Origin of the sequence: Haloarcula salinisoli, from assembly GCF_019599405.1 — an archaeon.
Taxonomy (GTDB): Archaea; Halobacteriota; Halobacteria; order Halobacteriales; family Haloarculaceae; genus Haloarcula; species Haloarcula salinisoli.
Genome location: NZ_RKLQ01000002.1, coordinates 1,225,709 through 1,246,695, shown reverse-complemented (window position 1 = coordinate 1,246,695; position 20,987 = coordinate 1,225,709). Strand labels below are relative to the sequence as shown.

The window sequence follows — 20,987 nt, the reverse complement described above, 5'->3', positions numbered from 1 at the left end:
AGCTGGGCTCTTCATATCCTTTAGGCCAGCCTAAACCGTTAAATCGATTTCGAATTTTAGGCAAGCCTAAGATTGACAGCTAGATACGGAGTACTGTAATCCGCTCCCGGTCTCTCGGGTCCTGGCGTCGAGTACCGGTACACACCACAACCGTCCGACTCAACGGGGTGCACCGCACCGAGGGCACACTGGCGGGCTGTCCACGGGAAGTCCGACGCCGCAGTGGGGACATTCTTCACCCGCTGGTGTGCGTATCGCTTCTACGGCCTCGGCCGTGGACTCGCGTATCCCCTCGACGGAGCCAACATCATCAGCCACCCCCGACGCGACTCCCTCGTCCCACCCATCGAGTGCGAACCGGGCACGGTCGGCGAGAAACTGTGTCTCCGTGTCCGTTTCCGACCGTAGCGTATCGACGGCCGCTGACGGGACCGTCACCACCTCGTCGGCGTCGCGGCCGAAGACGCCGAGCGCTTCGGCCGCCCGCCCCCTGACCTGCGGGGTCCCGTCCGCCAGTCGTTCACAGAGCGGGTCGACCGCTGGCCCCAGCGACGACGGGGATGCACAGCCAACCGCCGCGAGCGCGCTACAGAGGTGATAGCGGACGAGTTCGTCCTCGTCGGCGAGATGGTCGGCGAGCTTCGCCACCTGGTGAGTGAGTCGCCCCGGGTCACCGATGGCGACGTGTTCGAGCGCCTTCGCCAGTTTCTGTTTCACCTCCGGCTCGTCGAAGTCGAGCCCGAGACGCAGCTCCGCGACGACTTCGGGAGTGGCCACTGCTTCGGTGTGTTCGAGCGCGACGTATCCCAGCGCCTCGGCCGACCGGGCACGGACGAAATAGAACTCCTCGTCGTCTGCGAGTCGGTCCCGGAGCGGCGGTACCACCGACTCGGCAGCGTCGGGGTCACACCGGGCGATAGCCACGAACAGTTTCGCAGCCGTCAGGCGGACCGACCGTTCCTCGTCTCCCAGAAAGGCCGCGAGTGCCTGGACGGCCGGCCCGACTGTCACCCCCTCGTCCACGATAGCGTTCCGCAGACGCTGTAACGCTGCCTTCCGGTCGTCGGTGGGGGCGGCCCTCAGCTGTTCGAGAGGGGCGCGCGCCGAATCCCGGTCGTGCTGTACGAGTTCGACGAGACGGTCCGGCGGTATCTGTGACGAGTCGTCCATGGGGTGGCTTCTTGATGCGTGTTCGACTACCGAGGGCAAAAACGTCCCGTGAGCGGAACCGTCGCTATCAGGCGCCCCACATATGGAGCCCGCCTCGGTAGTCGAGCGGCCGAATGATGACGCGTACCGAGTGGATTCGAGGCGAAGGGGTTCCCCGACAACAGCCGGACTCGGTAGTGTTCTATATAGCGATAACTGATTTATTCGCGGGAGAAGTGTGCCACGCACGGAAACACCAGAGCTAAATTCAATCGTCGGTGAGGTGGCGGTATGAGCCTCCTCAGTCGGTTTCGCGACGACAGGGACGACACAGATCGCGTCGGTCTCTACGTCGACGGGCCGAACGTGTTACGCAGCGAGTTCGACGTCGACCTCGACGAGGTCAGAAAGATAGGCGAGTCCTACGGCCCCCTGGCCGTGACGCGACTCTACCTCGACGAGAACGCCTCGCCGGGCCTCATCCAGGCCGGCGAAGCGCGTGGTTTCGAAGTGATAACTACCAGTGGTGACGTGGACGTGCGCCTGGCCGTCGACGCCACCGAGGCCGTCGCCAGTGACCGCATCGACGTGCTGGTCGTCGCCTCACGTGACACCGATTTCAAGCCCGCACTGGAGGTCGCCGCCCGCAACGGCGTCCGCACCGTGGCGCTCGCGCCGGGCGAACACGGGAAATCGGACGCCCTCCAGAACGCGGCCCAGGACGGGCTTTCGCTGTCGGCAGATGTGGAATAGGCGAACCCGAGCGAAGCGAGGGTTCGCCGAACAGCCGAGCGGGGAACGAAGTGACCCGCGAGGCATAGCGATGAACTGAGCGTAGCGAAGTTCATCGGCAGCGAACCGGCGACCAACGGGAGCCGGAGAGCAGTAGCGAGGCCGACCGTAGGGAGGCCTCGAAGCCGAGCCGCGAGCAATAGCGAGGAACCGAGCCGGGAGCAGCGACACGGAGAGCAATGGCGTTTTTGCCTCGGGAATCCGATTCCGGGTATGGACATAGAGGAGACGCCGGTGCTGGACAACCACCTCCATCTCGACCCGGTCCAGGGCCGAAACACCGAAGCTGTGGAGGACTTTGCCGACCACGGCGGGACGCATTTACTCGTGCTCAACAAGCCCTCGTGGCATCTCGTCGAAGCGGCCACCGACGAGGACACCTTCCGTGAGGCGTTCGACCTGACGGTCGGAGCCGTCGAGGACGCGACCGACGCGCTACCGGGCCGGGCCTGGCCCGTTCTCGGGGTGCATCCGGCCCTGATTTCGAAGTTGGTCGAGGAGGGCTACACCCCGGATGAAGCACGGGACATCATGCAGGCAGGGCTGGATGTAGCGGCCGAGTACGTCACCGACGGCCCGGCACTGGCTATCAAGTCCGGCCGACCGCACTACGAGGTCGACGAGGCCGTCTGGGACGTATCGAACGACGTGATGTGTCACGCGTTCGAGCTGGCCGCGGCCGGCGACTTCGCCGTCCAGTTGCACACCGAGGGTGGCGAGGAGTTCGAACAGGTGGCCCAGTGGGCCGAACAGCGGGGGCTGGACCGCCGGCAGGTCGTCAAACACTACTCGGGTGGCCGGTTACAGGGGCCGACGAAGTCCGTTCTCGCCGACAAAGACGAGCTGGAGCTCGCTATCGAGGAGGACGAACCGTTCCTGATGGAGACCGACTACATCGACGACCCGGAGCGGCCGGGCGCGGTGCTCGGGCCGAAGACGGTCCCCCGTCGGGTGCGATGGCTCCTGGAGAACGGCGAGGACGAGGCCGTGCGGACGGCACACGTCGAAACGCCAGAAGCGGTGTACGGTATCGACACCGAAGCGACGCTGTCGCGGTAATCGGCGGTTTCTGGCGCCATTGCGCCGCTCTATCGAGCCGAACACGCACGGGTGAATCAGGCGGAGTAAATCAATATATGCTATATGAAATCGGGTACAGGACGTGGTGCCAGCCAACGTGTGAGACAGCCTCGAGCAGGAGATTCTTTTCGCGCCGCGCTGTAACGCCGGTATGCCCTCGCTCGACGAGACGGACATCGAGATTCTGCGACTCCTCAGTCAGGACGCGCGTCGGACGTTCACCGACATCGCCGCGGAAGTCGATATGTCGGGCCCCGCCGTCGCCGACCGCGTCGAGCGACTGCAGGCCGCAGGTGTAATCGAACGCTTCACCGTCGATATCGACCGGACACAGCTGGGTGCCGGTGCCCAGCTGTTCGTCCAGGTCGACCCGAAAGGGTCGTTCGACCTGCTCCGCTCGCGGCTCGACGGAGCCGACGCTGTAGAACACGTCATGGTCACTGCCGATGGGGAGCTCTGGTTCAACGCCAGAGCCGAGGTCCACAACGTGCATCCCTGGCTCCGCGAGCTCCTGAAACCGGCCGAGGACGCCGAGTACACCGTGACGCTGCTGGACGAAATCGAGTGGCAACCGTCCCTCGACGGGACGGAGTTCGCGTTGACCTGTGCGGAGTGTGGGAACACGGTCGACAGCGAGGGCGAGTCCGAGTGGCTCGACGAGGAGATGCGTCACTTCTGTTGTTCGACCTGCCAGCGTCAGTTCGAAGAGCGGCTGACGCAGCTCAGGGAGGGGGCCTGAGTCAGTCCGCAGTGGGGTGGGGCTGACTCGTGACCGTCCACTTTCCGGAGCGGACCCGATAGCCGGTCACGAGTGCTGCACCCCACGTTTCCGCGACCAGCGCTGCGAAGACAGCGCGGAGTCCCAGCGACGTCGTTGCGCCCAGATACGTCACCGGGAGGAGGAGGACGTACAGCCCGAACAGCCGTCCGTACAGCGTCCACCGGTTCTCGCCCGACCCCTTCAGAACCCCCTCGTAGGTCCTGAACAGTCCGAGACCGACAGAACTGACGCTGGCGACCCGAACGAACGGAGTCATGCGAGCTATCGTCTCCGGGTCCCTGCTGAACAGCCCAGCGACGACCGGGGCGAGTGCGAAGACGAGCGCACCCGAAAGGACGTACACGATAGCCGAGAAGACGACGGTGTCGCGTCCGAACGCGACAGCCAACCGTTCGTCCGACTGGCCAAGCGCCTGCCCGACCAGGCTACTCACGGACGTCGAAAACCCTGCTCCGGAGGCGTTCAACAGATTCCGAACCCGGCGGGCGACCTCCCACGAAGCCACGACAGTCGGCCCGACCATCGCCAGCAGGACGAGCAACGGGAACCGAACGACGACGTTCCCGAGACGTTGCCCTATCAGCGGCAGCGACGTCCGTAGCAACTGCCGGACAAGCCCGACGTGCAGACGGGGCTCGCTGACCGAAACAGCGAGCGGAAACGGCCCAATGACCGGCAGCCCACCACGAACGAACCCGTACGCGAAACTCACCGACACGAGCCCCTCGGCGATGACCGAAGCGACCGCTGCGCCGAAAACCCCCAGCTGGAGACCGAATATCAACAGCGCGTTCAGGGCGATGTTCACGACTGCACCTGTCGCTCGAATCGACATCGGAATCCGCGTGTTGTCGGCCCCTGCGAGGGCGCGGCTCGCGACGACGTTGCACGTGAGAAACAGCAGCGCAAATGCACCCACTCGGAGATACGTCGAACCGTATCTGACGATTGCAGCGTCCTCGCTGAAGACGCGAATCAGCGCCCCGGAACCAGCCCAGTATGTGACGACGAACGGGAGGGTAACGGCGAGACCGAGGAGGAGGCTGTGTGCGATGACAGGGGCCGCTGCGTTCGGTCGGTCTGTCCCGTAGCGCTGTGCGACCAACCCGATGGTGCCGCCGGCGATACCGAGTCCGAACGCGAACGCGAACTGCCAGTAGACGACCGCAAAGGAGATACCAACGAGCCCTGCAGAACCGACAGCGACGCCGACCATCGCGATGTCGGTGACGCGGAGTGACAGCCTGGCGACCATCGTCAGGACACGTGGCCAGGCCAGGTCTGCGATTCGCTGTCCACGGTGGTCGTCGATTACACCCACCCCTGCCAACTGGCTGGCAAGCGACCGGAACGCCCACACAATCGGGTTGAACATCGCGGTCGATTCACGCGGTCGCCGGGAGCTCGAGGGTGCTCCCGACGCCGACGGACCGAAACGCCCCAGGAAGGCGCTCCGAGAGTATCTTCTCCGCCTCGAACCCGGTACAGTGTGTGCCGGCAAACAGTTCGAGTCTGCCGTCCAGCCAGTCCGCCAGCTCGTGGATGTCGTCTGCATCTCGGGCGACGAGATGGGTCCCGCCGATGACGTAACGGACCGGCTGGCCGGTGACCGACTCGGCGTGGTCGATGGTGTTTCGAAGGCCCGCGTGACAGCAGCCCAGGACGAGGGCCGTGCCGTCGCTGGTCGCGACGGCGACCGACTGGTCGTCCGGCACCAAATCGTCGACCAGTTCACCGTCCGTCTCGCGCAGATGTACCGGGTTGTCGTCGTGGGGCCGGGGAATCTCACCGAGCGCGAACACGCCGTCGGTCACCTCGACCGGGTCCCGGTGTTCGACGATGTCGGCCCCCGTTTGGACTTCAGCCCGGGTGTACGGGATGCCGATGTGTATCGGCTCATCGAGTGTCCGGCCGTCAGCCGGTTCCGTAATGAACCGCCCCTGCCAGACGTCGGGGTGGCAGTAGATGGTCGGTCTATCCGACGGGTCGAGAAACGCGTCGAGCCCCATCGTGTGGTCATAGTGGGCGTGGCTCAGGACGATGGTCTCGAACTCGGTGGGACAGTCCAGGAGGCGGGCGTTGTCGAGGGCGGCCGTGGACTGGCCTGTATCGAACAGCACGTCGCCGACTGCTGCCGCGAACCCCCACTCGCCGCGGAGCCCTTTCGGGATACCAGTCGCGACCGTGTTGTCGGCGAGGATTGTGACGTTCATCGCTGCTGGTCCCCCTGGGCAACAGTGTCTGGGGTGATAGCTTGCGTGTGGTTCCACTGGTCGACGAAACGGGCGCTCGACGTCGGAGTCGCGTGATAGCTCACGCAACGTACTACGACCGGGGTTCTGATTGCGGTTTTCGCTCGAAAAACAATCCGCTGACCGGCGATACTTGGAATATCTAACCGGATTCGGCGGTGCCGGTTCGGTTTGCCAACTCGAATCAGTGGTCACTCGGAGCCAACGTCGGCCTCTGCACTATCGTCACCCCCCGACGGCAGTGGTCTCGCCGCACACAGCGACCTCCTGGACGATGGCGACGGCCTCGAAAAGCAAACATAGCCCACCCGCTGGCTGTAGTTTTCAAACCGAAACCCGGGGACAGGTGTCGACGAACGGGTCTCAGGCGACTAAACCGAGGCGACCCGAGAATCAGGCGTTATCCGAACTTGCCGGTGATGTAGTCCTCGACGCGGTCGCTCTCGGGGTTCTCGAAGATTTTATCGGTGTCGTCGAACTCGACGAGTTCCCCGCCCGTGAGGAAGACCGCCGTCTTATCGGAGATGCGGGCGGCCTGTTGCATATTGTGGGTGACGATGACGACCGTGTACTCCTCGGCCAGCTCCTCGATGAGGTCCTCGATCTGGGAGGTGGCGATGGGGTCCAGCGCGGAGGCGGGCTCGTCCATCAGGACGACTTCGGGGTCGACGGCGATGGCGCGGGCGATACAGAGGCGCTGTTGCTGGCCACCGGAGAGGTCGAGGGCGGACTCGTCGAGGCGGTCCTTGACCTCGTCCCACAGCGCGGCCTTCTTCAGGGACTCCTCGATGACCTCGTCCATGTTCTCGGTCTTGTCCTGGGTGCGCAGCCCGTAGGCAACGTTGTCGTAGATGCTCTTGGGGAAGGGGTTCGGGTGCTGGAACACCATCCCGATTCGGCGACGGAGTGCGACAGGGTCGACGTCCTCGTCGTAGACGTTCTTGCCGTTGAACGTGAGCTCGCCGTCGACGCGACAGATGTCGATGAGGTCGTTCATGCGGTTGATACACCGCAGGAACGTCGATTTCCCACAGCCCGACGGACCGATCATCGCGGTGACCTGGTTCTCCGGAATCTGGAGGTCGATGTCCTGCAGGGCCTGGGTCTCGCCGTAGAAGACGTCGAGGTCGCGGGATTCGATGATGGTGCCGGTCGTCGTGACCGCACCGCGCTCGTCGTTCTCGCTGAGACCGCCCTTCCCCGGGTCGGTCGTGACTAGCGAGTCTGTCTCGTCGTCTTCGGCCTCGGTCTCTGTCGCCATGTTCTCTGTTGTCATTAGTATGCCTCCTGTTGGTATTTGTTCCGAACGAGTATCGCGACGCTGTTCATCGACAGCAGGACGATGAGCAACGTCACCACGCCGGCCGCCACGACGCCGTAGCGGAACTCCGCAGACGGGAGGAAGGCCCACGTGTATATCTGTAGCGGCATCGCAGTGAGCGTGTCGAAGAGCCCGGACGGGGGAGTGTACTTCGTCGCCACGGCTCCGATCATGATGAGCGGTGCCGTCTCGCCGATGGCCCGACCCAGTGCCAGGATGGTCCCCGTCAGGATACCCGGCAGCGACCGCGGGAGGACGACGTTCCGGATAGTCTGCCACCGGGTCGCGCCCATCCCGTAGGACGCCTGACGAAGCGAGTCCGGCACCGAGCGGACCGCCTCCTGGGCGGAGATGACGACGATAGGCAAGATGAGCAGGGAGAGTGTCAGCGCCGCCGTCAGCACCGTCCCGGCCCCGATGCCGGCGTAGACGACCGGCCCCAGGCTGAGCTCGATGTTGACGAAGATACCCAGTCCGAGCAGGCCGTAGACGACCGACGGGACGCCGGCGAGGTTCGAGATGTTGACGTTGATGAGCCGGGTGACGGTCCCGAGGAGGCCACTCGACGGCGCGTACTCCTCTAAGTATATCGCCGTGCCCACACCGAAGATGAAGGTGAAGATGCTGACGAGGATGATGAGGAAGACGGAACCGATGACGGCCGGGTAGAGCCCGGCGTTTGCGGCCAGCGACGAGGTCGGACTCGTCAGGAACTGCCAGTCGAGCCACGGTGACGGCTGGGTCGCACCGAGTGTACCCACGAGGAACTCGCCGAGGAGGAAGCCACCGATTGCGATGGCCGGGAGCGCGAAGGCGGCCCGCCGGGCCGGCTGTCTCGCGGTGTTCACGGCCGCGAAGCCGGCCGGGAGGCCGAGCATCACGAGCACGGCGAACCAGACCGAGCGGGCGACCAGTGGCACCGTATCGACGAGCGGGACGCCGACGATAGCGAGCACCGGGAGCCCGATGCCGACCCCGAGTGCCACCCGGCGGGAGGCGTCGAACCGGTCGGCCGCCAGGAACGCCGCCAGTCCCGCACCGGGCACCACAAGCGAGAGGAAGTAGACGCCGGGGGCACCCAGCAGGCCCGCAGCCATGCCGAGCGTTCCGATCAGGAACGTGCCGACAATCGGTCCGGCGATGAGTACCCCGAGCATACCCAGCCCGACCCAGGTCGCCTCCCGGTCGTACTGCCCGTAGAGGAACAGTCCGACGACCGGGGCGACCACCGTGAGGAAGTAGGTGAACCACACCTGTGGGCCGGCGATGACGATGAGGACGATTATCGCCGCGAAGGAGAGCATTCCGCCGGCGAGGGTGAACCCGACCAGTTCTATCGCCCCGGCGGTTACGGCCGGCTTGTCGCGTGCGTACGCGAGAAAGCCAAGCAGGGGGGCAAGGAGCGTCGCGGTGTAGGTGAGATACCACGCCGTCCCCGCCGAGTCGAGTCCCAGGGCGTCCCAGAAGACGTAGGCGAGCAACACGCCGAGTGCGAGGATGCCCACGAGTGACGCACCGAAGGTGAGGTATCTGAAGACGGTGCCTTTCAGTCGACTGACCTGGCCGAAGCCGGTCTCTGTCTGTGTTGCCATTATTCGTACTCCTCCCGGTAGCGGCTCGCTATTGCATCGCTTACGACGTTCATCGCCAGTGTGATGACAAAGAGCGTGAGCCCGATAGCAAAGAGCGACTGATACGCAATCGACCCACCGGAGAGGTCGCTCACGGCGATGTTTATCATCGCGACGGTCATCGTCGCCGCGCTCTCACTGTAGAGAGCGAGCAGGTCGCCGGGGGCGACGTAGGGTAGGACGCCGAAGGCGGTCTGTGTCGGCGGGATATCCGGCGGCCGCGAGCCCGCGGCGAGCACGACGGCCATCGTCTCGCCGATGGCCCGCGAGACGGCGAGAATAAAGGACGAGGCGATACCGGAGACGGCGGCGGGGACGACGATACGCAGCGAGACGTTGAACTTCGTGGCCCCGAGCCCGTAGCCGGCCTGCCGCAGCGAGTCGGGCACGGAGCTCATCGCGTCCTCGCTGATAGAGGAGACCATCGGGATAATCATGATACCGACGACGATAGAGGCCGAGAGCCCGTTGAACAGTCCGAGCGTCGGGAACTGTGTGCCGAGCGTTCCGTTGACCGCCCCGATGGCGGCGTTGAGCGCAGGTGTGATGTAGACGAGCGCGAAGTAGCCGTAGACGACCGTCGGCACGCCGGCGAGTACTTCGAGCATCGGTTTCAGTATCGACCGCGTGCGGGCGGAAGCGTACTCGCTCAGGTAGATGGCGGTCAACAGCCCGATGGGGAGCGCGACGAGCGCGGCCCCGAAGGTGACGAGCAGGGTCCCGAGTACCAGCGGTAAGATACCGAAGGAGACGGGTTCGAGATTCGGACTGAAACGCAAGCTGGTGAAGAACTCACCGAATGTCACCGCTGGCGACGAGAAGAAGGCCGCGGCGTCGACGACAAGCACGCCGATGATACCAACGGTGGTCAGGACTGAGAGAGCAGCACACCCGGCCAGGGCGTATTTGTACGTCGACTCCCGCACCGTCTGTAGTCCCCGATCCCCCGTGAGGTCGGGAGTCTGTCCCTCGTTGCTCATCGTGATTGTGAGTCCATTTGCTGTATCTCGGGAAAAAGTACCCGGAATGTCTCTGTATCGCTATTGCGTCTCACCATCCACCTATATATTAGGCGTTCGAGATGACCTCGTTCAGCGCGTCGAGCTCGCTCTGTTTCGCCTCTTCGGTGTTGGGGACGTAGCCAATCTGGTCGGCGATGAGTTCCGTGTTGGCGCTCTGGCGGACCATGAAGCGTGCGAACTCGGCGATGTGGTCCTCCTTGAGAGAGCTGACCTTCGGGTAGGTAAACAGCGGGCGTGCGAGAGGGTAGTCGCCGCTCTTGGCGTTGTCCAGCGTCGGCTCGACGTAGCTGTCACTGTCGTCGGCCTGGATGTTGACGGCGGTCACCGCGTCCCGGTTGCTCTGGTAGTACGAGAAGCCGAAGTAACCGATGGCGTACTGGTCCTGCTGGACGCCCTGCAGGATGGTGTTGTCCTGCTCGGTCGGCTCGTAGTTGCTCGTGTGGTTAGCGTCCTCGCCGATGATAGTCTCGCGGAAGTAGTCGAAGGTCCCGGAGGTGTCGGCCGCGCCGAAGCGGTTGATCTCCTGGTCGGGCCAGTCGCCGTTGACGTCCTGCCACGTCGTAGCCCCGTCTGCCTGCCAGATATCCTTGAGCTGGTCGGTCGTCAGGTCGGTGGCGAAGTCGTTGTCGTTGTTGACGATGACCGTGAGCGCGTCCGTAGCGACGGTGATCTGGTGGTACTCGACACCGTTACTGGAACACTGGTCCTCTTCGTCGCTGGAGATCTCCCGGGAGGCGTTGTTGAAATCCGAGTTGCCCTCACAGAACAGATTGCTGAACCCACCACCGGAGCCGTCCCGGCTCAGGTTGAATTCGACGTTCGGGTTCTGCGAGCGGAACTGCTCGGTGACCGCCTGTGCGACCGGGTACACCGTGCTGGACCCACTGATTCGGATACTACCGGAGAGCCCGGTCTCCGTGCCCGAGCCGGGGCCCTCGGTACAACCCGCGAGAGCGAGTGCACCCGCGGCACCAGCGCTTGTCAGGAAGCTACGGCGCGAGACGGAACGGTTCGGTGAGTCTGACATCATCGGAAGGGAGACGAGAAATAAATAAATACTCTACTATGTCGTAGCTATATATCTATGTTGTCTATATAGATAATCCATGTGAACTGCACACATGGACATAACTATGAATCATGTATGATTCCACATCCTCCGCTTATCGGGACTCTCTACCCGTTCTCGGCCATTTCTTTCGAGTCGTACTTTCGAGTGTTGTCGGTGGGCAAGTATTGCATACTCGACGGCAACACAACGGCCAGAGGCCCATGATTCGGCCGTCCCAGCCCAAGGAGCTGTAAAATATATAGATAGGGGTGGATTTATACGGGGAGGGGAGTATACGAACGTACATGGAGACTCGCAAGGTGCAGGTGACAGGCGGCTCGACGTACACCGTGTCGCTACCGAAAGACTGGGCAACAGAGAACGGCGTGAGCGCGGGGAGCGTCGTCGAGTTCCACGCGGAGCAGGACCTGCTGTTGCTCGCACCCAAGCACGACGAGGACCGCGTCGAGGGGACCCTGGACATCGACGGGCTGGACGACCCCCACGAGCTCACGCGCGCGGTGATGACGATGTACGTCAGCGGCTTCGACGTCATCCAGCTCGAGGCCACCCGTATCACGGCCGAACAGCGCCGTATCATCCGGGACGCGACCCAGGGTCTGGTCGGGCTCGAAGTCATCGAGGAGACCTCCGACCGCATCGTCCTGCAGGACCTGCTCGACTCCTCGGAGCTGTCCATTCACAACGCCATCACGCGTATGCGACTTGTCTCGCTGACGATGCTGTCCGACGCCGTCGAGGCGCTCATCGAGGACGACGACGACCTCGCGGCCAACGTGATGCAACGCGACGACGACGTCGACCGCCTCTGGTATATGGTCTCGCGGGTGTTCCGCACCGTCCTCCGGAACCCCACCGCCGCGAACGAGATCGGCTTCCCACGGGAGACCGTCTTCGACTACCAGTCCAGCGCCCGCCAGCTCGAACGCATCGCCGACCACGCCACCAAAATCGCGAGTCTCTCACTGGAAATCGGCGAGATAAGCGGCGACACCGCCGACCTGCTGCGTGAGCTGGAGTCCGAAGCCACGGTCGTCCCCGAGATGGCGATGGACGCGCTGCTGACCGACGACAACGAGGCGGCCGTCGAGCAGGCCAACGACGCCCAGAGCCGCATCCCGGCCGTCGACGAGACCGCACGCGACATCGACAGCAAGGTCCGCAAGGCCGACCCCGAGAGCGCCCAGATTCTGGGCCGCATCGTCGACTCGCTCTCCCGGACCGCCGACTACGGCGGCAACATCGCCGAGAGCGCCCTCCAGAAAGCCGCGCCGCGTCCCTGACCCGCGCCGTCACCGCACCGCCGCGAGTCTATCCGTCTGCGCCCGACACTCCACCGAGCAGTGCCGTCGCTAACGGGTCCCAGAACCGCGAAAAGACCGCTCCGTTACTCGACGAGAACCGCGTTGACCTGTCCGTCCTGGCCGGGCCGGGACGTGACCCGTGCCTTGCCTTCGGAGGTCTCGACGATGGCGCCCTTGGTGATGATGTTACGACGGGCGTAGTTCGGGTTCGAGGGGTTCTCGGTGACCTGCTCGATGGTCGCCTCGACGGTCTCGGCGCCGTCGGCGACGCTTGCGACGTTCGTGGTCACGGCGCGGACCTTGCTGGTGTTCCCGCGGGCGGCCAGCACCTTCAGTTTCTGCTCGCCGACCTGGGTCTCGGTGGGCTGGCGACCCAGCTCGTGTTTCTTCTTCTTGTGGTTCGGGCGTCGTCGACCGCCTGTCCGCTTGCGTGGGGAGCGTCCCTGGTCTTTCATATCGGGTACGTGGCCGAGCGGCTACTTGAAGCGTTCGATGCTAGTTACGGGGGCTGGGTACTGGGTGGTGGTCGTTTGTGGCGACGGACCAACCAACCCAGGAACCGACGGGAACAGCCAGAAAGCCCCGGCCAGCTACACTCCCGCGACTCGCTGCGCTCCTCACTCCGTTGCGGTGCTTGCTTCGTCGAGGTTCGTGTAGCTGGCCGCCCCTTTCAGTCCCACCCGCGACGGTTGACCAACCGGCTACGGGCGGGACTGAAAGGGGCGAGCCGTTCGACGAAGGCCGGCGAAGTAAGCACCGCAACGAGCGGAGCGAGTGAGGAGCACAGCGAGTCGCCCGAGTCGAACGGCTCGGGGCTTTCTGGCTGTTTAGAACTAGTACCCCGGTGGGAGTGTCAATGTCAAATATGGTTGCTAGCAATCGCAACCGTTACACCCGGACCGACCGGCCCATACACTAGATGAGTCTGAAGACGGCCGTGGCCGCGCCGTTTCGCCAGCGTGGAACCGACCGGATGGCCGAGAGCGAGTTCGTCGTGGCCCTCTCCCTTGACCGCAACTGGTTCTCGCCGGACCAGGCCAAGACGCTGGTCGACGTGGCCACCAGCGAGGGGCTCCTCGAACGAGACGAGGACGCGCTGGTCGTCGGGTTCGACGCGGCGTCGACGACGATCCCCGACGGCTTCCAGCCGGGCGAGGAGATACTCCAGTCCCGGTCGGCCTTCGAGCAGGTGCTGGACACGGTCATCGAGCACGGGGTCGAGAAGCAGACCGCGGTCGCGGGCATCAACCGATTGCAATCGGAGCTGGGCGTGACCCTGGACGCCGCGGCGGTCGTCTACGCCCGCAGCGAAGGGGTCGACGTGGGTGGAATAGGCACCGAGGTCCGGGAGGGAATCTGATGGTCGAAGACCGCATCACCGACGGGAAGCGCATCGGACAGCTGTTCGCGTCTGAACTGACGGGACTGGAGCGGGGACCGCTGGGCGCGGTGTCGGTCGACGACGCCGAGCCGGACGTCGAGCCGACGGCCGAGGGCGCCTACGCCTTCCGCGTCGCGGCCGACGACGAGGTGGTCGGAACCGTCAGCGTGACCGAGCGGACGGCACAGCTGGCCCTGGAAGCGCCGACGAGTTTCGAGAGCGAGCGCGAAGACGTGACTGTCGAGGAGAGCGGACGGGTGGTCGTGGCCCACAGCGGGGCCGCGGTCAAGACACTCGTCGACGTGGTCGCGGCGACGGTCGATTAGGCGGGGCCAGTTAGCTCCTCGCTCGTCCAGGCGACGAAGCCGGTCAGCACGAGCGACGCGCCGACGAAGGCGAGCGTCGCAGCCGTCGCCAGTACCACGGTCGAGAGCCCGAGCGGCGAGCCAAGCGCCATGACCACGGGCGAGAGCGTGATACACAGCGAGCCGGTGGCGACCGCCTGGCGCTGCTTGCGCGAGAGGTTCACACCGATGTGGAAGCGCGACCCCTTCGGCGGGTCCGGGGCCGCGAGCCCGACACAGAACAGCGGCACGCTCACGAACACCAGCGTGGCCGCGACTGCGTTCGACCAGAACGCCCACTGTCCGGTCGTCGGGGCGATCGACAGCAGTGCACCGACGGTGAGAATGGCGAAGCCGACGACGACTCCGAGGGGCCTGAGCCGCGAGTCCTCCAGCACCGCACCCAGGTCTGGGAGTGTCTCCGCGACGTGTGCTACGTCGAGGGAACGGTCCATGGTACGAGGTTTCGCACCCAGTATAAAATACCACGCCCCTAAATTATCATCGGCGATACTCGGCGGCAGAAGGAAACGCTTGTATCCGTCCCCATCGCCGCGGTAGGTATGCACTTTTTCGACCGGTTGGCCGACCGCATCGCGGTCGCCGACAGCGTGGTCTCGGTGGGGCTGGACCCCGACCCCGCGCGGCTCCCCGAAGCGGTGGCCGACGCCGACCTGCCCCGTTGGCAGTTCAATCGCCGTATCATCGACGCGACCCACGAACACGCCGCCTGCTACAAGCCAAACGCCGCGTTCTACGAGGACGCCGACGGCTGGCGGGCGCTTCGTGAGACCATCGCGTACGCACACGGGAAGGACGTCCCCGTACTGCTCGACGCCAAACGGGGCGACATCGGCAACACCGCCCGCCAGTACGCGAGCGTTCTCGACGACGAGGACGGGCCGGCGGCCGACGCTATCACCGTCAACCCCTTCCTCGGTCGGGACTCACTGGAACCGTTCCTCCAGCGCGCGGAGAAGGGCGTCTTCGTCCTCGGGCGGACCTCCAACCCCGGCGGCGCGGACCTCCAGAACCTCGAACTGGCCTCGGGGGAGAAACTGTACGAGCGAGTGGTCCACCTGGCCGACCTCTGGAACGACAACGGGAACGTCGGGCTCGTCGTCGGCGCGACCAATCCCGACGAACTCGAGGAGATTCGCGAACTCGTCCCCGACATCCCCTTCCTCGTCCCCGGCGTCGGTGCCCAGGGCGGGGATAGCGAGGCCGCCGTCGAACACGGCCTGGCCGACGGCGTCGGGCTCGTCAACTCCTCGCGGGGGATTATCTTCGCTGGAGAGGAAGCCGCCGACCGCGGCGCGCCCGAGAAGTTCTTCGAGGCCGCCGGCAAGTCCGCGAAGCAACTCAAAGAGCAACTCAACCAGTATCGGTAGCGCTCTCTAGAACCGGAACGTATCGACGCCGTCCGGGAGGTTCTCCGTCGAGTCCTGGCCGCCGCGACCGCCGACCTGGCTACTACACTCGATGCAGACCCCGAGCTGGCGGTCCCAGTGGCGCTCACAGACCAGTTGACCACAGCGGTCACAGCCGTGCTCGACGTCGGGCTGCTGGCAGATTTCACAGAGGCCCGAGACACTCATGCTAGTCTGTAGCGTGCTCGGACGTTTCAACGCTTCGGGCGGGAAGCGATTCCGCGTTCGGCGGCCGGGACTGGCCCGACAGGGTTTATATCGGGAGAGCGACACACGCAGGTATGGACCGATTCGCCTCGTGTTACTTCTGTGGAGAATCCTTCGACGCCTCGCTCTCCGAGTACCCCGTCGTTCCGACGGCGCTCCAGCCGGCCGAAGACGGCCCGACGGTCGTCCTCTGTGGGACCTGCCGGCGGAAACTCGGGGCGGTCGTCGAGGAGGTTGTGGACGCGGCCGAAGGGGAGACAGTCATCGACGGGACGACGACCGACCGGGGAGCGGAGCCCGAACCAGCCGATATCGGAGCGGGAAGCGGTGTCGAGTCGGGCGACGCTGGCGGTGGCTCGCTGTTCGAAGCGGGCGCGGACGACGGTGGGGACCCCAAATCCCAGGCACCGACGACCACGGCCGAGGAGTGGGAGTCCCCCGCGGAAAGCGACGGTGAACCGGATACTGAGACCGACAGCGGGCAGACAGGCGTCGGAGAGACAGATTCGGAGCCCACCCCTACAGAGAGCGACGAGACAGGCGACGACCCTGCGACCCCCGACAACGACACGAGCGGGGCGGAGCCGCGGCTGACGAAACTGGAGTACAACAAGGTGATGCGACTCCTCCAGAACCGACCGTTCCCGGTGGATAAGGCCGAGATACGCGAGGTCGCCACGAGCGCGTACGATATCGACCCCGAGGAGTTCGACGCCGTCATCGAAGCTGCCGTTTCCCGGGACCTCATCGCCGTCGAGAACGGCCAGTTCGTCGACCCGGAGTAAGCTTCGACAGGGCTAACCCGGACCGGCGACAGGAGAGCGTATGCGCCAGTTCGTCGTCATCGGCCACGACGCGCCCACCACACCGGAGTTCTCGCTCGACGACCTCGCCGGTGCCGCCGGCCGGCTGGACGTGCTGTGTCGATGTGTCACCAGCGCCTTCTTCCTCTCTCATGCCATCCGCGAGGCCGTCCGGGTCCACCTCGTACTGGCCGACGAGTACACCGTCACCTTCGACGGGAGCGACCTCCGGCGACTCAACCCCGACGAGCGGTCGACGGCCGCGCTGGTCAGGAACGCACTCGAAGAGCGCGAGGAGGCTATCGGTCACATCCCGGTCGAGACCTCGCCCGGCGTCTCGCTGACCAGGCGGGGCTTCGCCGCGACGCTCGAGGACGTGGCCCGCGAGGGTACCGTCGTCCAGCTCCACGAGGACGGCGACCCCGTCGTCGACGTCGACCCGCCGGCCGACCCCGTGTTCGTGCTCTCGGACCACCACGATTTCAGCGAGGCCGAGACGGCCGCCATCGAGAGCCACGCCGAGCAGCGCCTCTCGCTGGGGCCGGAACCGCTCCACGCCGACCACGCCATCACCGTCGCGCACAACTACCTCGACACCGACGGGTTCGAGCGGTACTGATTAGATTGGACTCATATTCTGGCTCCGCGCGACGTACAGCCCCACGCCGGCGACGACCAGCGCGACGCCGAGCCACGGGTTACTGACCATGCTCTCTTCGGCGCCGAATATCCCGCCGACACCGAACAGAACGAGGAAGGTCGGGAGTCGGGGCCGAATCGCCGCGAGCGGATTCTTCATGCCACGCCGTATACCGACTCAGACCTTAATTCCTCTTCCTCGTCGCTGCAACGACTGTGCCGGCAACTGCCAGAAAATCTTTGGGTCGTGACGGCATGATTCGACTGGAATGCAGTCACAGCTACGTCCCGGTGGCCGAGACACCCCCAGTGAGCGACGCGTCCAGGGGTGTCGGTGAGGTGACCGACCAGCGGCTGAGTCGTCGGCGGATACTCGGAACGGTCGCCGGCGCCGGCACGGCCTCTCTCGCCGGCTGTCCGCTGTTCTCGCCGGGTGCGGACAGCGAGACGACAGCGGTAGACCCCGAAGCCGCCAGCGAGCTGGCGACCCGGTTCGCTCCGACGCTGTACTTCGACGAGAACGAGCCGTGGTTCCCGACCGACCCGCGCCAGTACACCAGCGAACAGGACGGCGAGACCGTCGTCACGGGGTTCGATGCCCTCGACGGGTACCACGCGGACTTTACTGGTTCGGAGCCGCCCGCGCCGATGCTGTTCTACAACGCCGTCGGCTACGAGGACTCCCCGCTGGTCGCCGTCCAGTTCTGGGCGTACTCGGTGTTCGACCAGTTCACGACCAACTTCCACTGGCACGACTGGGAGGTGTTGCACGTCTTCGTCGACACGGAGACGGACGAGCCACAGCTCTACGTCGCCAGTTCACACTCGCGGAAGGTTCCGAACAACGAGTTTCTGGATCCCGACCCGGAGACCGTCCCGCGAATCCTCACGGAGCTTGGCTCACACTCCAGTGCGCTGTCGCTCAACGACCTTGCGGACCGTTTCCAGCGCATCTCAGAGGGCGGTGGGCTGGCCGACATCACCAACAGCGCCATCGAGACTGTCGAAGACATCGCCGCGATACCCTTCGCCTACGGGCTCCCCCGCGACGAGGGCTCCAGGCTCCCCTATCTCGTTCCGGAGTACGAGGGCGCGCCGCTGTACGAACACGACGACCTCCCGTCGGTCGAGCGGTCGGACCTGATTCCGGCGTCGCTGACGGTTCGCTCGCTCGACACCCTCACCAGCTCGTTGCCGGGGCTCCCGAACCGGGAGACTGGGCTGGTGTTCGCCCACAGCGAGCGGTCGGGAACCGACGCGGACATCGAGTACGAACTGGCACCGACGAGCGAAATCGAGGATATCACCGATTTCACCGGTCCGCAGCTGAGCTTCGAGTTCGACGTGCCGGAGTTCGGCGAGGACGCCGTCTCGGGACACATCTCGACGACGGGCGCGCCGTGGGGACAGTCCCGCTACGAGAATCCCGCAGCGGACATCTCGGAGCCGAACCACCGGGCCGCCCTCGCCGACCGCTACGACGCCATCGGCGATGCGGCAGTTATCAACACCGTCGTCGCAAGCGTCTCCGAAGCGGTCTCAAATCCCGATGCGCCCGAAGACGAGGGTCTCACCACGCAGGACTCGGAGTTCGAGGGGGTCGCACTGCTGGAGAGTGACCCCGAGGCCGTCCCGACCTTCGATGGGGTCGCCGCCGTCACGGACGTCCCTGCGGGTGACCACCGGCTGACGATAAACCGGGCCGGCGCAGCTCCGCACAGCGAATCGGTGTCGGTCGCCGACGACGGCGTGCAGGCGCCGGCCGGCGTCGACGGGGAGATACCCATGGTCGCACGCGAGAACGCACGGAAGATCGAGATAGACCCCGCCGAGGCTGACAGTGAGCTCAACCGGCTTGCGGTCGAGGACGATTTCGCCGGGCGACTCTACGACGCGCCGCTCGACGGACCCGACGCGGCCTACGTCCACGACGGCGGGGCCTACACCGCAGAGGTCAGAGACACCGACGACGCGGTCGGTGCTTTCCGCGTCAACCCCGACCCCGACGCCGACGACGCGGTCGGACTCGGAGTGGCAAACACTGGCAAGGCCTCGCTCGCGACGTTCGTCGCGGATATCGCCGCGGAGACGCAGGCACAGGTAGCCGACCTCGAGGACGGCGATACCGACGATGGCGACGACAGCGGCGGCCAGCAAAACGCCATCACCGGGCTCGCCCAGGCGCTGAGGGCCGTCGTCGACGCGGCCGAGAAGGCAGCCCAGCGGGCCGAGGAGGGCGACCGCGGCAACACGGACCGGCAGCTGGAGACAGTCGCCGCCCGTCTCGAACGGGTCAGCACGAAGATCAGCGAGGCCAGCGGCGCGATGCCCGACCCGCTGACGGCGGCCGCCCGGAAGCGTCTCGACCAGGCGACGCGGCGGAACCAGCAGGCCCGCGAACAGGAGAAGCTCTGAGCCGGAGACGGTAATCAGTTTACTACTGGGAGCACAGGAACCGGTATGCCCGACGAGCTCGCCTGGGAGACACTCGCCACCGACATCGCCTACAGCTGTCCGGGGTTCGACATCGTCCACGAGGACGTCACACTGCCCGACGGGACCGAGACCGACTTCGACTTCCTGCGGGAGGGCGACAGCGTCGTCGTCCTGCCACTGACCCCCGAGAGCGAAGTGGTCGTCATCGAGGAGTGGCGCCAGGCGGTCAAGCGAGTCAACCGCGCCCTGCCCGCGGGGAGCGTGGAATCGGACGACGACGAGCCCCGCGACGCCGTTTCCCGCGAACTCCGCGAGGAGACCGGCTACGAGGCCGAGACTGTCGAACACCTCTACACCGCCGAGCCGGCCAACGGCTACGCCGACTCCGTCTTCCACTACTTCCTCGCCGAGGGGTGTGAACCGACCGCCGAGCAGGACCTCGATTTCAACGAATCCATCCGCGTGGAGACGACGGCATTCGAGGACCTGCTGGCGTCGGTTCGGGAGGGAGACCTGCGAGACGGCCGCTCGGCCGTCGGTATCATGTACTACGCGCTGTTCGAGCGGTGACCTCCAAACGTTTATTGAGTAACGAAAGTAACTGAGTTACTATGACGACCGCAGTCAAGGTCGATGACGAGGCCAAGGCCCGCCTCGAAGAGTTACAGGCCGAGATACGGCTGGAGGCCGGCAAGAACGTGACCCAGCAGGAACTGCTCTCCCGGCTCATCGACGATGCCTACGAATCGCGTGCGGAAGTCGTCGACTCCTTCAGAGAGTCGACCGTGCCCGCGTCCGATGAAGAGATCGACGCGTTTCTCGACGGTACCTTCGACTCGGGTGTCGAGACCGACGAAGAAGATATCGACGACATCCTCTACGGATGACGGTCGTCGTCGACTCCGGGGTTTTTTACGCGCACGCAGACCGAGGTGCAAGCCGACACGGAACGGCGGTGGCGGCGTTATCGGCCATACTCGAGGGCGGATATGGACAGCCGTACATCACGGACTACATTTACGACGAAACGGTGACGCTGACGCTCACGCGGACCGACAGCCACGCCGAAGCGATGCGAGTCGGCCGCCGTCTCCGTGGTGCCGGTGACTTTCCCGAGCTGTTCCACCTTCGGAACCTCTCGAAAGCAGTGTTCGAGACTGCCGTCGACATCTTCGAACGATACGACGACCAGCAGCTGAGCTTCACCGACGCGACCACGGTCGCGTTTACCGAAACACACGACATCGACACCGTCCTCAGCTTCGACGACGACTTCGACGGCATCGTCGACCGGACCGACCCGGCCGAGGTCGCCCGGGAACACAACCCTTAGGCGCAGGCCC

At 65.0% G+C, this 20,987-nt stretch carries 24 protein-coding genes; 13 read left to right on the top strand and 11 right to left on the bottom strand.

Annotated elements, in window-relative coordinates; translation table 11 throughout:
• Positions 1-159: 159 nt before the first annotated feature.
• Positions 160-1,170, bottom strand: coding sequence for a sister chromatid cohesion protein PDS5 (locus EGD98_RS15695; protein ID WP_220589302.1), 1,011 nt, complete (start codon positions 1,168-1,170; stop codon positions 160-162).
• A 270-nt stretch (positions 1,171-1,440) separates the two neighbouring features.
• Between EGD98_RS15695 and EGD98_RS15690 the strand changes: the two genes are divergently transcribed.
• The 3 genes from EGD98_RS15690 to EGD98_RS15680 all read left to right on the top strand — a co-directional run bounded on the left by EGD98_RS15690 (position 1,441) and on the right by EGD98_RS15680 (position 3,760).
• Entirely contained in the window at positions 1,441-1,902 is a 462-nt protein-coding gene (locus tag EGD98_RS15690; RefSeq protein WP_220589301.1) for an NYN domain-containing protein, read from the top strand.
• A 252-nt stretch (positions 1,903-2,154) separates the two neighbouring features.
• The gene (locus tag EGD98_RS15685) at positions 2,155-3,000 is read left to right on the top strand and encodes a TatD family hydrolase (protein ID WP_220589300.1); all 846 of its coding nucleotides are present in this window, start codon (positions 2,155-2,157) and stop codon (positions 2,998-3,000) included.
• Between the two features lie 172 nt (positions 3,001-3,172).
• Entirely contained in the window at positions 3,173-3,760 is a 588-nt protein-coding gene (locus EGD98_RS15680; protein ID WP_220589299.1) for an AsnC family transcriptional regulator, read from the top strand.
• 1 nt (position 3,761) lies between these two features.
• On the opposite strand, the gene EGD98_RS15675 is transcribed toward EGD98_RS15680, so the two are convergent.
• The 6 genes from EGD98_RS15675 to EGD98_RS15650 form a co-directional block, all read right to left on the bottom strand.
• A complete protein-coding gene (locus tag EGD98_RS15675; protein WP_220589298.1) occupies positions 3,762-5,177 on the bottom strand; it encodes an MATE family efflux transporter in 1,416 nt (471 codons plus the stop codon).
• A 10-nt stretch (positions 5,178-5,187) separates the two neighbouring features.
• Positions 5,188-6,015 (bottom strand): MBL fold metallo-hydrolase, encoded by an 828-nt coding sequence (locus tag EGD98_RS15670; RefSeq protein ID WP_220589297.1) that lies wholly within the window; start codon positions 6,013-6,015, stop codon positions 5,188-5,190.
• A 439-nt stretch (positions 6,016-6,454) separates the two neighbouring features.
• Complete coding sequence (gene pstB, locus EGD98_RS15665; RefSeq protein ID WP_236039492.1) at positions 6,455-7,330, bottom strand: phosphate ABC transporter ATP-binding protein PstB; 876 nt, start codon at positions 7,328-7,330, stop codon at positions 6,455-6,457.
• Positions 7,330-8,967 (bottom strand): phosphate ABC transporter permease PstA, encoded by a 1,638-nt coding sequence (gene pstA / locus EGD98_RS20840; protein ID WP_236039491.1) that lies wholly within the window; start codon positions 8,965-8,967, stop codon positions 7,330-7,332. The genes pstB and pstA overlap by 1 nt, the downstream gene beginning before the upstream one ends.
• The gene (gene pstC, locus EGD98_RS15655) at positions 8,967-9,986 is read right to left on the bottom strand and encodes a phosphate ABC transporter permease subunit PstC (protein WP_220589296.1); all 1,020 of its coding nucleotides are present in this window, start codon (positions 9,984-9,986) and stop codon (positions 8,967-8,969) included. The genes pstA and pstC overlap by 1 nt, the downstream gene beginning before the upstream one ends.
• An 88-nt stretch (positions 9,987-10,074) precedes the next feature.
• Positions 10,075-11,055 (bottom strand): phosphate ABC transporter substrate-binding protein PstS family protein, encoded by a 981-nt coding sequence (locus EGD98_RS15650; RefSeq protein WP_220589295.1) that lies wholly within the window; start codon positions 11,053-11,055, stop codon positions 10,075-10,077.
• Positions 11,056-11,384: 329 nt separating this feature from the next.
• On the opposite strand from EGD98_RS15650, the gene EGD98_RS15645 reads away from it, so the two are divergent.
• Positions 11,385-12,383 carry a phosphate uptake regulator PhoU gene (locus tag EGD98_RS15645; protein WP_220589294.1) on the top strand — a complete coding sequence of 333 codons (999 nt, stop codon included), beginning with the start codon at positions 11,385-11,387 and terminating at the stop codon, positions 12,381-12,383.
• 104 nt (positions 12,384-12,487) lie between these two features.
• Here the strand turns inward: EGD98_RS15645 and EGD98_RS15640 are convergent, their stop codons facing one another.
• Positions 12,488-12,859 carry a 30S ribosomal protein S8e gene (locus tag EGD98_RS15640; RefSeq protein ID WP_220589293.1) on the bottom strand — a complete coding sequence of 124 codons (372 nt, stop codon included), beginning with the start codon at positions 12,857-12,859 and terminating at the stop codon, positions 12,488-12,490.
• A 464-nt stretch (positions 12,860-13,323) separates the two neighbouring features.
• Between EGD98_RS15640 and EGD98_RS15635 the strand changes: the two genes are divergently transcribed.
• Together EGD98_RS15635 and EGD98_RS15630 are read left to right on the top strand one after the other, a co-directional pair.
• Positions 13,324-13,764, top strand: a complete 441-nt coding sequence (locus tag EGD98_RS15635) for a DUF2240 family protein (protein WP_220589292.1) — start codon at positions 13,324-13,326, stop codon at positions 13,762-13,764.
• Positions 13,764-14,111, top strand: coding sequence for a DUF7993 family protein (locus EGD98_RS15630; RefSeq protein ID WP_220589291.1), 348 nt, complete (start codon positions 13,764-13,766; stop codon positions 14,109-14,111). Before EGD98_RS15635 ends, EGD98_RS15630 begins: the two co-directional genes overlap by 1 nt.
• On the opposite strand, the gene EGD98_RS15625 is transcribed toward EGD98_RS15630, so the two are convergent.
• Positions 14,108-14,584 carry a hypothetical protein gene (locus EGD98_RS15625; RefSeq protein ID WP_220589290.1) on the bottom strand — a complete coding sequence of 159 codons (477 nt, stop codon included), beginning with the start codon at positions 14,582-14,584 and terminating at the stop codon, positions 14,108-14,110. The genes EGD98_RS15630 and EGD98_RS15625 overlap by 4 nt on opposite strands.
• 108 nt (positions 14,585-14,692) lie before the next feature.
• Between EGD98_RS15625 and pyrF the strand changes: the two genes are divergently transcribed.
• Positions 14,693-15,520 carry an orotidine-5'-phosphate decarboxylase gene (gene pyrF, locus EGD98_RS15620; protein WP_220589289.1) on the top strand — a complete coding sequence of 276 codons (828 nt, stop codon included), beginning with the start codon at positions 14,693-14,695 and terminating at the stop codon, positions 15,518-15,520.
• 6 nt (positions 15,521-15,526) lie between these two features.
• On the opposite strand, the gene EGD98_RS15615 is transcribed toward pyrF, so the two are convergent.
• Positions 15,527-15,727: a hypothetical protein gene (locus EGD98_RS15615; RefSeq protein ID WP_220589288.1), complete on the bottom strand. Its 201-nt coding sequence runs from the start codon at positions 15,725-15,727 to the stop codon at positions 15,527-15,529.
• A gap of 113 nt (positions 15,728-15,840) precedes the next feature.
• Between EGD98_RS15615 and EGD98_RS15610 the strand changes: the two genes are divergently transcribed.
• Positions 15,841-16,551: a hypothetical protein gene (locus EGD98_RS15610; protein ID WP_220589287.1), complete on the top strand. Its 711-nt coding sequence runs from the start codon at positions 15,841-15,843 to the stop codon at positions 16,549-16,551.
• 40 nt (positions 16,552-16,591) lie between these two features.
• Positions 16,592-17,188 (top strand): tRNA (pseudouridine(54)-N(1))-methyltransferase TrmY, encoded by a 597-nt coding sequence (gene trmY, locus EGD98_RS15605; RefSeq protein ID WP_220589286.1) that lies wholly within the window; start codon positions 16,592-16,594, stop codon positions 17,186-17,188.
• On the opposite strand, the gene EGD98_RS15600 is transcribed toward trmY, so the two are convergent.
• Positions 17,189-17,368, bottom strand: a complete 180-nt coding sequence (locus tag EGD98_RS15600) for a hypothetical protein (RefSeq protein ID WP_220589285.1) — start codon at positions 17,366-17,368, stop codon at positions 17,189-17,191.
• 179 nt (positions 17,369-17,547) lie between these two features.
• Here EGD98_RS15600 and EGD98_RS15595 point away from each other — a divergent pair, with 179 nt between their 5' ends.
• The 4 genes from EGD98_RS15595 to EGD98_RS15580 are packed head-to-tail and all read left to right on the top strand — an operon-like array spanning position 17,548 to position 20,977.
• Positions 17,548-19,623: a hypothetical protein gene (locus EGD98_RS15595; protein WP_220589434.1), complete on the top strand. Its 2,076-nt coding sequence runs from the start codon at positions 17,548-17,550 to the stop codon at positions 19,621-19,623.
• Positions 19,624-19,668: 45 nt separating this feature from the next.
• On the top strand, positions 19,669-20,214 hold the full coding sequence (locus EGD98_RS15590) for an NUDIX hydrolase (RefSeq protein WP_220589284.1): 546 nt from the start codon (positions 19,669-19,671) through the stop codon (positions 20,212-20,214).
• 41 nt (positions 20,215-20,255) lie between these two features.
• Entirely contained in the window at positions 20,256-20,531 is a 276-nt protein-coding gene (locus EGD98_RS15585) for a hypothetical protein (protein WP_220589283.1), read from the top strand.
• On the top strand, positions 20,528-20,977 hold the full coding sequence (locus EGD98_RS15580; RefSeq protein ID WP_220589282.1) for a type II toxin-antitoxin system VapC family toxin: 450 nt from the start codon (positions 20,528-20,530) through the stop codon (positions 20,975-20,977). Before EGD98_RS15585 ends, EGD98_RS15580 begins: the two co-directional genes overlap by 4 nt.
• The last annotated feature ends 10 nt before the right edge of the window (positions 20,978-20,987 follow it).

Bases quoted from the DNA above. Each gene is read 5' to 3' on its own strand.
- EGD98_RS15695 (WP_220589302.1), bottom strand. From the start codon at position 1,170: ATGGACGACTCGTCACAGATACCGCCGGACCGTCTCGTCGAACTCGTA.
- EGD98_RS15690 (WP_220589301.1), top strand. From the start codon at position 1,441: ATGAGCCTCCTCAGTCGGTTTCGCGACGACAGGGACGACACAGATCGC.
- EGD98_RS15685 (WP_220589300.1), top strand. From the start codon at position 2,155: ATGGACATAGAGGAGACGCCGGTGCTGGACAACCACCTCCATCTCGAC.
- EGD98_RS15680 (WP_220589299.1), top strand. From the start codon at position 3,173: ATGCCCTCGCTCGACGAGACGGACATCGAGATTCTGCGACTCCTCAGT.
- EGD98_RS15675 (WP_220589298.1), bottom strand. From the start codon at position 5,177: ATGTTCAACCCGATTGTGTGGGCGTTCCGGTCGCTTGCCAGCCAGTTG.
- EGD98_RS15670 (WP_220589297.1), bottom strand. From the start codon at position 6,015: ATGAACGTCACAATCCTCGCCGACAACACGGTCGCGACTGGTATCCCG.
- pstB (WP_236039492.1), bottom strand. From the start codon at position 7,330: ATGACAACAGAGAACATGGCGACAGAGACCGAGGCCGAAGACGACGAG.
- pstA (WP_236039491.1), bottom strand. From the start codon at position 8,967: ATGGCAACACAGACAGAGACCGGCTTCGGCCAGGTCAGTCGACTGAAA.
- pstC (WP_220589296.1), bottom strand. From the start codon at position 9,986: ATGAGCAACGAGGGACAGACTCCCGACCTCACGGGGGATCGGGGACTA.
- EGD98_RS15650 (WP_220589295.1), bottom strand. From the start codon at position 11,055: ATGTCAGACTCACCGAACCGTTCCGTCTCGCGCCGTAGCTTCCTGACA.
- EGD98_RS15645 (WP_220589294.1), top strand. From the start codon at position 11,385: ATGGAGACTCGCAAGGTGCAGGTGACAGGCGGCTCGACGTACACCGTG.
- EGD98_RS15640 (WP_220589293.1), bottom strand. From the start codon at position 12,859: ATGAAAGACCAGGGACGCTCCCCACGCAAGCGGACAGGCGGTCGACGA.
- EGD98_RS15635 (WP_220589292.1), top strand. From the start codon at position 13,324: ATGAGTCTGAAGACGGCCGTGGCCGCGCCGTTTCGCCAGCGTGGAACC.
- EGD98_RS15630 (WP_220589291.1), top strand. From the start codon at position 13,764: ATGGTCGAAGACCGCATCACCGACGGGAAGCGCATCGGACAGCTGTTC.
- EGD98_RS15625 (WP_220589290.1), bottom strand. From the start codon at position 14,584: ATGGACCGTTCCCTCGACGTAGCACACGTCGCGGAGACACTCCCAGAC.
- pyrF (WP_220589289.1), top strand. From the start codon at position 14,693: ATGCACTTTTTCGACCGGTTGGCCGACCGCATCGCGGTCGCCGACAGC.
- EGD98_RS15615 (WP_220589288.1), bottom strand. From the start codon at position 15,727: ATGAGTGTCTCGGGCCTCTGTGAAATCTGCCAGCAGCCCGACGTCGAG.
- EGD98_RS15610 (WP_220589287.1), top strand. From the start codon at position 15,841: ATGGACCGATTCGCCTCGTGTTACTTCTGTGGAGAATCCTTCGACGCC.
- trmY (WP_220589286.1), top strand. From the start codon at position 16,592: ATGCGCCAGTTCGTCGTCATCGGCCACGACGCGCCCACCACACCGGAG.
- EGD98_RS15600 (WP_220589285.1), bottom strand. From the start codon at position 17,368: ATGAAGAATCCGCTCGCGGCGATTCGGCCCCGACTCCCGACCTTCCTC.
- EGD98_RS15590 (WP_220589284.1), top strand. From the start codon at position 19,669: ATGCCCGACGAGCTCGCCTGGGAGACACTCGCCACCGACATCGCCTAC.
- EGD98_RS15585 (WP_220589283.1), top strand. From the start codon at position 20,256: ATGACGACCGCAGTCAAGGTCGATGACGAGGCCAAGGCCCGCCTCGAA.
- EGD98_RS15580 (WP_220589282.1), top strand. From the start codon at position 20,528: ATGACGGTCGTCGTCGACTCCGGGGTTTTTTACGCGCACGCAGACCGA.